The 8,613-nt window shown below is 51.6% G+C and carries 9 protein-coding genes; 7 read left to right on the plus strand and 2 right to left on the minus strand.

Annotated features, from left to right (window positions below; genetic code table 11):
* The 3 genes from JNN07_21960 to JNN07_21970 form a co-directional block, all read left to right on the plus strand.
* Window positions 1-298, plus strand: a 298-nt coding sequence (locus JNN07_21960) for a tyrosine-type recombinase/integrase (GenBank protein ID MBL9170417.1), incomplete at its 5' end; no start/stop codon positions are given.
* A gap of 109 nt (window positions 299-407) precedes the next feature.
* Window positions 408-1,064, plus strand: a complete 657-nt coding sequence (locus JNN07_21965; protein ID MBL9170418.1) for a hypothetical protein — start codon at window positions 408-410, stop codon at window positions 1,062-1,064.
* Window positions 1,065-1,270: 206 nt separating this feature from the next.
* A complete protein-coding gene (locus JNN07_21970) occupies window positions 1,271-2,473 on the plus strand; it encodes an ATP-binding protein (GenBank protein MBL9170419.1) in 1,203 nt (400 codons plus the stop codon).
* 468 nt (window positions 2,474-2,941) lie between these two features.
* Here the strand turns inward: JNN07_21970 and JNN07_21975 are convergent, their stop codons facing one another.
* Window positions 2,942-3,715 (minus strand): hypothetical protein, encoded by a 774-nt coding sequence (locus tag JNN07_21975; protein MBL9170420.1) that lies wholly within the window; start codon window positions 3,713-3,715, stop codon window positions 2,942-2,944.
* An 824-nt stretch (window positions 3,716-4,539) separates the two neighbouring features.
* Between JNN07_21975 and JNN07_21980 the strand changes: the two genes are divergently transcribed.
* The 4 genes from JNN07_21980 to JNN07_21995 are packed head-to-tail and all read left to right on the plus strand — an operon-like array spanning window position 4,540 to window position 8,085.
* Window positions 4,540-5,202, plus strand: coding sequence for a hypothetical protein (locus JNN07_21980; protein ID MBL9170421.1), 663 nt, complete (start codon window positions 4,540-4,542; stop codon window positions 5,200-5,202).
* Window positions 5,199-6,137 (plus strand): radical SAM protein, encoded by a 939-nt coding sequence (locus JNN07_21985; GenBank protein ID MBL9170422.1) that lies wholly within the window; start codon window positions 5,199-5,201, stop codon window positions 6,135-6,137. The genes JNN07_21980 and JNN07_21985 overlap by 4 nt, the downstream gene beginning before the upstream one ends.
* A gap of 15 nt (window positions 6,138-6,152) precedes the next feature.
* Window positions 6,153-6,503, plus strand: coding sequence for a hypothetical protein (locus JNN07_21990; GenBank protein ID MBL9170423.1), 351 nt, complete (start codon window positions 6,153-6,155; stop codon window positions 6,501-6,503).
* Between the two features lie 13 nt (window positions 6,504-6,516).
* Window positions 6,517-8,085: an NCS2 family permease gene (locus JNN07_21995; protein ID MBL9170424.1), complete on the plus strand. Its 1,569-nt coding sequence runs from the start codon at window positions 6,517-6,519 to the stop codon at window positions 8,083-8,085.
* Between the two features lie 56 nt (window positions 8,086-8,141).
* On the opposite strand, the gene JNN07_22000 is transcribed toward JNN07_21995, so the two are convergent.
* On the minus strand, window positions 8,142-8,613 hold a 472-nt coding region (locus JNN07_22000; GenBank protein MBL9170425.1), incomplete at its 5' end, for a tyrosine-type recombinase/integrase.

Raw genomic sequence — 8,613 nt, forward strand, 5'->3', positions numbered from 1 at the left:
GGATAGTCCCCTTTTTCGTGTCATCTCGAATCGTCTGAACCAGAAGGCGCTCGGGATTTCGCCGGGGTCCATTTATCGGGATGTTGTGGCGCGGTATGCGAAAGAGTTGGGGATTCTGGCTGAGGGAGTGGGGCCGCATTCCTTGCGGGCGACGGCGGCAACAAATGCTCTGGAGCATGGATCCGATATCGCTCGGGTGCAAGAGTGGCTCGGGCACTCGAGCATTTCCACAACGCGGCTTTACGATAAGCGGCACATGCGGGCGGAGGATTCCCCGACGTTTAAGGTGGAGTATTGAGAGGGTTGGGGAATGATCCAGGCGCTGTGAATTGCGGGACACCACTGAGGTGGCTGGGTCCAGAAGTTTTTGATCGCAATGATTCATTCCGATCATCAGCGTCCAACCTATGGAGAGCGTGAAAATTAGTTTCGGTAATACTAAACCCGGATATAGCAGTTTTGGGTCGGCCTTAAGGATGCTTGTGTTTGTCACGGTGCGGGAGCATCAACAGGGCTTCGTCGTCGTGGGGGAAGTCAGCGACGCAAAATACGATGCTTCGAAACTCGAGCAGCAGTTGCGTCACTCCGTTGTGGATTGGCTTCGACAAGGTCGCATTCGAAACCTATTCCAAGAGACGACAATGCGAGTTCAAGCAAGTGACGCGATCGCTACTGAAGATGAGGCTGAAGTTCTAGTTGAAGAAACGGTTGCCGCCGCCCTAGATGAGCAAGTTAAGCTCGGTAACGCGGCGATAGCCAGAATTGATAAAACTATTGAGGAAATGTGCGAGGCTTGCAGAGAGCCGTTCGACGCTTTTGAAATGCTCTCCGATGGAATGATAGCGCTCAGAGGGATCGATTGCGCATCTGGAGACTTTATGTGGGATGCTTGGAGAGCTGAGAAGTTAGGTGCTTTAGATGTAAAATTGAAAAACCTCGCTTCCGCGAAGGATACAAATCATCCGACGTACGCTAATCTCGGTAATGAGATTCGCAGTATTCTGACTGGATGGAGACGGCAACTCAGCAACGTATGGATCGATAATCCCCCAGGGCCACGATAAATGCGTGAAGGGCAATGGCTTGGAACATTCTTCAAGGAGACAGCTCAGTTAGTCAGGCCTAGCATGGACGTTCCGCCGCTAACCACTGTACTTGTAGCATAGACCCTCGAATGGCCGCCGTTACCCCATAGCGAAAGTACGATCACCAAATTGGTCACGATGAACATTTCTTGATCGGTAGCCCTCGTTTCTCTATTTGTCCAATCGTGATTGCTAAGGAATTCACATTGATTTCAGCAAGCGATGTTCTCGACCTGGTGACAAACTCTGTCGCCGAGGGGCGGATGCTCGAATATAAGCAGACTCTCCCCCAATGGTCAGACGACGATAAGAGGGAGTTCCTCGCTGATGTTTCATCGTTCGGGAATGCAGCTGGCGGGGACTTGATTTATGGCATCGAAGAAGCAAAGGACGGAGACGGAAAGCCCACCGGGGTCGCCAAAGCCATAAAGGGTCTATCTAGTGAAAACCTAGAATCGGAGATACTCCGCATGGAAGGGCTGGTGAGGGATGGACTTGCTCCAAGACTTCAGTTTCAGATCAAACGTATCGACGTCCTCGAGGGAAACTCTGTCATCCTGATAAGGATCCCAAAAAGCTGGACCGGCCCTCACATGGTGAGGTTCAAAAACTGGTCGCGATTCTTCGCACGCACTAGTGCCGGTAAAGCTCAGCTCGACGTTGACGAGATTCGGGCAGCATTCATTCTTTCAGAGAACCAACGCGAGCGGATTGAGAAGTTTCGGAATAATCGTTTGCTGAAGATTCTCGCTGACGAAACACCGGTTGGACTCCTGTCAGGTCCTCGGATCATCCTACATCTCATCCCGTTGACATCGAGCAACCACGGAGCATCTGTGGATCTGGCCAAACCAATGTCCGGTGCCTTAGAGTTACATGCCCTCAACACAGGCCCCCGTCGAAGCCGCGTTAACTTCGATGGAGTGTTTGCAGTATCAAAGAACCCCGATCAACCCGCTGCGTTCGGCTATGTGCAGTTGTTTAGAACCGGTGCGCTAGAAGCAGTCGACTGCGGACTGTTTTTCGGTGAGCACGAGGCGCGGAAGCAGTTACCAAGTATCTCGTTCGAAAAGGGAATTCTTGCCGCTTGCGTGGCAAATCTGAAGATTTTAGAAATCCTTGAAGTTCTACCTCCGATCATAGTCTCCATTACCGTCCACGGAATAAAAGGCTATAAGCTGCTGTGCCGATCCGACCTAAGCAGTTTTTTTGAGAAGTCCAATTTCGATAGAGAAACACTGATGCTGCCCGAAATATTTTTGGCTGAATTCCCGCAGGACTGTGACGTGCTGCTGAAACCTGCTTTCGACGCGTTATGGCAAGGGGCTGGACTGCCACGATCATCTAGCTTTGACGACGACACAGGCCGGTGGAAACCCCGGGGCTAGCTTGGAATGCCTCATAACCCAAGCTCGTACGACCTCTCGTCCCTTTGTTGGATTTTACCCCTGTTCTGAAATCGATGCCTCCTTAACGTAAAATTCTTTTACGTTCCGAGGAGTGACCCCAGGTGGAGATCAGCGAGACACCGCTTGTGAATTCACCACATGCTGACCAGCTGGACAAGCGCAAACTATTTCGTATACCGTTTTGGCTACCCAAATCCGTCTCTTTCTCGCCCATATTCCTCCTCCACCGAACATAACGACATGCAAAAGGGTAGTTTCCTACACCAATTTGTCGCCCCCACCGTACCACGGATCACCGGCGATCGGAACGGGTATTGGGGGTTCTCGCGCAAATCAGGCTCACGGGAAAAACATTTTGCTTCTGTGAATTTCACTTGGAGAGGGCGGTGAGAAACCGCACCAAATAATTTGTCCACCCTCGCGCCATTTAAGTTGGCAAGTTACAAGCTAGCTTAGGAGGTTTTGAAGAATTACCAGAGCCGCCCCGCGGATTTGGGCCGATTGGGCATCAAGTCTCCGAAAAGTCTCGATCCAGTCAGATTGTTGCTCATACCGTTCGCGGTAGAAAAGCTTAAGCACCCGCTCGGTGCGTTCCACTTGCTGCATTGCTGCAGCAAGTGTGTCTCGCCCTTGCTCCAAATCGGATATTTGACCGAGCTTGATCTTGGAGATTCGTTTCTTTCCGAACACGGCATACAGCAAAATAACGATAGTCTGTTCATATGCGTAGCACCGCTGTCGTAGTACCTCTCGCAAGAATGGGTGATTGATCGCAAAGAATTCGGTTCTCGGCTTATCGGTAACCTCTCTGATTTTTTGAGCCTCCTGAGGAAACCAGTTGTAAAGAAGGCCATACGTGCCGTAGGTGTCGATCAATTGTTTCGAGCTATGTACACGCACCTCGATCTCGCCCACGCAGAAATCTTGGCTGCGATACATGACAGCGTTGGGGATTTCCTTAAGTTGTTGCAGGACTCCGTTCCCGATTGAGGTAGCGTAGTTAAAGTCTCCAGGAATGAGCCAGTAAACATCTTCGCCTGAATAGTGGTGGTCATAGGCATGACCCAATCCAGCGAGCCACATTTGGCAACTATCAACGCACCACGCATGGATGATTTCAGAACACTTCCCGACTGTTTCATGTAAGAATGACTCGAACTCCCGGTTCCAGTCCGCATCGAATTTGTATCTCGCGTTATTGTGAAACGTCTGACGGTTCAAGACAGTGATCGGCCTCGCATACTTCGCGGGTTCCTTATTTAGTTCTGTGATGAATTGATAGAGTGCCTTAAGGTTGGAGTAGTCCTTCGACTGGCTAAATGGGTAGATGACGATGGGGTGTATTCTTGCCTGAGCTGATCTAGGGGGCCTTTGATCGCTGGGGTGTGGTTCGCTCTGTTGAGGTTGATCCTCCCTTTGTGACCTGACCTGGTTAGCCTTCACAAGGGCACGCTTCCTAATGCATCTGCATATGTCAATCCAATTCCTGCGATTCTTGAATGAATGAAATTGAACCCTGCGTGTCGGGACAAGCCTCGATCTGTGCTCATCTCCGCTGCAGCTTCTGGAAATTCTCGTCCTTCCACTTCTGTTTGAACATTTACGGGGATCGGTGACACAGCGCGTCGAACGGAGTTCACAATCTCGCAGGGAGTGTCTTCGTCAGCGGCGAGTTTTAGCCTGAGAGGTATGTCAAAGCACCAAACGGCGTCGATCCACCACCGGCGGCGACCAATGCCCTGGAGCACAGGTCAGACATCGCTCGTGCAAGTGTGGCTTGGGCACTCAAATATTTTAACAACAAGGCTCTATGACAAACGGCACGTGCGAACGGAGGATTCCCCGACCTTCAAAGTAGAGTATTGAGAGCGACGGCAGGACCGCAGCTCGGTCAAAAACCAACATCCACGGGGAGATTTAGGTAGGTTTTATGTAAGATTCTGCACGGCTGATCCGTATACCTCTGTAGAATGATCACCTCTGGGCTGCTCATGCGTCCTGATTGATGAGCCGTGCCCAGCAGGATCATCTAGGGTTTGGAAATTATGAAACCAGTTCCAAGCGGATGTCTCATCGCGGGGGTTGGAATTCCCGCCGCCGGGAAGACTTCCGTTCTGCGAAGGACTTCAGCTATGAACGGCTGGCGGTATTGGGCTGAGCCTGAGGAAGCAGAATGGCCTGAAGCCATAAGCATGCAATCCGATGTCGGCAATTTTACCGCCATCTCTTGCTTCCGAGCCATGCGGATTCCCAAGCTCTATGATGCCAAAGCTTGTGCCAACGCAGGGGCTGTTGCGGTGATCGATTCCTACTACGACGTTCTGATGTCGCGCTACCTCGAGGCGCCTGATATGGATTGGCTGATCTCTCGACAGAACCCTTACTTCGATCTCACAGTTGGAATGGCGCGTTTGGACCATCTGACGCTGCCGAAAGCGGATGTCATGGTTTTCTTCCGAGTAACTTTTCCGACCTGGGAACGGTTGGTGGCTTCGAGACGGAGGTACTTGGACATGAACACCGTTTTCCCCTCCGCCTTTGCATTCCAAGAAACACTCTTGAGCGCCGCCAAATTAGAGGCCCTGTCGTCCAAAACATCGCTGTTCATTTACGAACAAGAGTATAGTTCGATCGAAGAGTCTGCTGCCAAGCTATCCGAGCAACTTCGGTCACATCTCGTATCCAAGACAATCAAAAATCCCCTATGAACACACTTAAATCCAAACCAGAGTCCATATTCTTTGATGGGAAGACGCATAGTTTCGATTCCCTTCAGGGATTCAGCATAGACAAGGCTCTTGAGGCAATTGACACGCCACTCTCGGTGATTCTACAGGTGACCCGCCGGTGCAACTTTGACTGTGCATTCTGCAGCGAAACCACTCAGATGGACGATCCAACTATGGCTGACCTGGATAAGATGAGAATGAACCTCAAGGGTATCCAAAGAGTGTTTCTCTCTGGAGGCGAACCTCTTGTTCGCGCGGACTTTGTGGAAATAGCTTCGATGTTTTCCCAAGACTTTATTGTGGGTCTCCCGACTAATGCCACTCCTGGGGAGCGCGTGGCGGAAAAGTTGGTAGGGAAGGTTAGTTTCGTGAACGTTGGACTGGAGGGGCCTCGATCAGTGACAAGAAAGGCGCGGGGTGATTACGACAAAATTATGTCAGGGATCCGCGCATTCAAGGAAGTTGGATTGCCCCTATCCCTCTCAGCAGTTGTGCTCAGGAGCATCGTTGACGCAATTCCCTTCACTTGTCAGATCGCAGATGTGATAGGCGCAGGCAAGCTGAAGCTAATCTTGCCGATCAGAAAAGGGAACGGGCTCTTCCTCGAGGATTCTGAATTCATTTCTGAGGAAGAGGCGGAGACTCTGTTCAATAAGCTGGTGGGAATGCGAGAGAGCTTCGGATGGACTCCAGCGTTGCGCATGACAACCTGGACTCCGGACACTGAGGGTTATTCGATCCTCACGTATCCGAACGGTGAGACATACGCGTGGCCTGTCTATGATGCCCAAGATAAGGTAGAGTCCCTTGGGAATCTAAAGGAAATGAGTATCCAAGAGATCTGGAGGAATTATCGCTTTAAACGCAATCACCTCCGAAAGTACCTCGGCAAATCAATCCGTACAATTAAGTGAAATAGTCATCTAACAATGGAAATCAAGACCTTAGAAGAGACCATCGTCATTGTAGCGGAATCGTATTCCAAGAAATTTAAGATTCCCCTCACGAGGACATATATTCAATCAAAGCTATACGAGGAGATAGGCGAGCTCGCTCAAGCCTTGATGGTCTACGACGAACTGGTCCGACCGGAAAAACGGACCTCTAGAGAGGCGGCCAAAGAAATGGTGGCAAAAGAACTAGCCGATGTTATCGGAATGGCCTTCCTGACCGCTCACCTGCTCGGGGTGGACATGGAGAAAGCTTTCACGGAAAAGTGGGTCTCCTACCTACCATCTCCGGAAGCGTCTCCTTCTCTAGGTTCCGACAATCGAGACTAGACTATAACACTAGGTGAGCACGATTCGTTCAACGCCGTGGTTCGTTCGTGGGGACGTCGATGGCTTCTTTGGCCTAGCGATCGACAATCTCGTTCAGATACTGCTCATCGTAGTCCTATGCAAGGGTGTCCTAGGGTTTAGCGATCATCTGATCTTCGACGTAATTCTCCCCGGAGTAGCGGTCTCACTGTTGGTCGGGAACTTGTATTACGGGTGGCAGGCTAGGCGCCTAGCAATTACACATGGTCGTAACGATGTCTGCGCGCTTCCCTACGGGATTAATACTGTCTCCCTGATTGGCTTTGTATTCCTTGTAATGTTGCCAGCAAAGCTTGCGGCAGAAAGAGCAGGTGCTGCAGATCCAGGCAAGGTCGCATGGCACGTGGGACTGTTCGCATGTTTCGGATCTGGAGTGGTTGAATTCTGTGGGGCAGCTGTCGGTAACCGAATTCGAAAACTCATTCCACGTGCAGCTCTGCTTTCCGCTCTTGCAGGCATCGCCCTGAGCTTTGTGTCTCTCGGTTTTCTCTTCCGGACGTTTGCACGGCCTGAGGTCGGACTTCCCACTCTGGGGATCGTAATGTTGCTCTACTTCTCTCGATCGCGTTTGAAGGGTCCTCTCCCAGCAGGACTGCTGAGTGTTCTGCTGGGCACGACCATTGCCTGGTTCATCGGCTACGCGCCAATTGGTAGTCCACCAAGCTGGACCGGCTTGCATTTGCCCTCCGCAACCCTGCAAGAAATCTCCGACGGTTTCACGAGTGGCGGCTGGAAGTATTTGGGTGTTGTGCTTCCGATAGCCCTGTTCAATCTAATTGGTTCGCTACAGAACGTCGAATCCGCCGAGGCTGCAGGTGATGATTACCCTACCGCGCCATCATTGGCAGTGAATGGACTCGGAACCCTTGCTGCGGCTGCATTCGGATCCTGCTTCCCAACCACCATCTATGTTGGGCACCCGGGATGGAAAGCGCTCGGATCTCGGGCGGGCTATTCGGTGCTCAACGGTGTAATCCTCACCTTTCTCATATTGAGTGGTTTACTTGGTTACGCCGCCTGGGCTGTTCCGATCGAGGCTGGGATGGCGATCCTGATATGGATAGGGATGATCATCACCGCTCAGGCATTCCAGGCTACACCTTACACTCATGCACCGGCAGTGGTAATGGGCATTCTGCCTGCTCTAGCCGCATGGGGAGCCTTCATTGCAAAGTCCGCTCTCGCGGTGGCGAGCACGGGTGCCACCGCAGGTGCAATCATTGAACAATTTCAAAATCGTGATATCTGGATCCATGGGGCCTTTGCACTCGAACAAGGCTTCGTGTTCACAGGAATGATCCTGGCGAGCACGACGGTTTGCCTCATTGAGAGGCGGTTCAATGCGGCTGCTGGCTGGTGTTGCATCGCAGCTGTTTTCTCCATGACGGGGTTGATGCATTCCTATACTTTCAGTGGCACGGAGACGAATCTAGTATGGAGTCCGGCATGGCCTTGGACCTTCGGCTATTTATGCATGGCGTTGAGCTTCGTGGTTGCTAGATGGGTGTGCGAACCCAATGAGGATGAACTCATGGGACACTAGAACAAATCCATGGATTCATCCGTTTGAAGCGGATGAAAATTATAGAGGCAATTACTTCAGACAGGGTGCGCAAGCGAATCAGTGCCACTTTGATATTCCTCTAACGGTGGCAACTCCACATTCGCGCCTTTTGCGTACGCCCGGTGCACAGCCGCACTGGAATGACCTAGGGCTTCCTGGGCGTACCGTTCGGGGTATCCAATAGACTTGGCACGTTCGGCCCAAGCGTATCTGTAAGAGTGGAGACTTATCCCTGCGATCCCCAGGCCCTTGCATTTCGAATAGAATTTCGAGGCTCGTTCCTCAGAGCGAAGTTTGGACCAGTTCGGAAAGAGCGGCCCACTGCTCGGTAGTGTCCGGAGAAGCGACGCCACTTCCTCGCCGAAGCGCAAGGTGGCGGGCATCCCGTTTTTACGTCGGCGATAGCCGATGGTTTTCTTGTTCCAGTCGATGTTCTCGGCAACCAACGAAGCACAGTCGATTTGAGATGCGCCCACATGCCACAACAGCTGGAGGAAGGCTTTGCGC

The sequence above is a fragment of the Verrucomicrobiales bacterium genome, from assembly GCA_016793885.1.
Lineage (GTDB): Bacteria > Verrucomicrobiota > Verrucomicrobiia > Limisphaerales > UBA11320 > UBA11320.

Coding starts and splice junctions, on each gene's coding strand:
- JNN07_21965 (MBL9170418.1), top strand. CDS start 408: ATGGAGAGCGTGAAAATTAGTTTCGGTAATACTAAACCCGGATATAGC.
- JNN07_21980 (MBL9170421.1), top strand. CDS start 4,540: ATGAAACCAGTTCCAAGCGGATGTCTCATCGCGGGGGTTGGAATTCCC.
- JNN07_21985 (MBL9170422.1), top strand. CDS start 5,199: ATGAACACACTTAAATCCAAACCAGAGTCCATATTCTTTGATGGGAAG.
- JNN07_21990 (MBL9170423.1), top strand. CDS start 6,153: ATGGAAATCAAGACCTTAGAAGAGACCATCGTCATTGTAGCGGAATCG.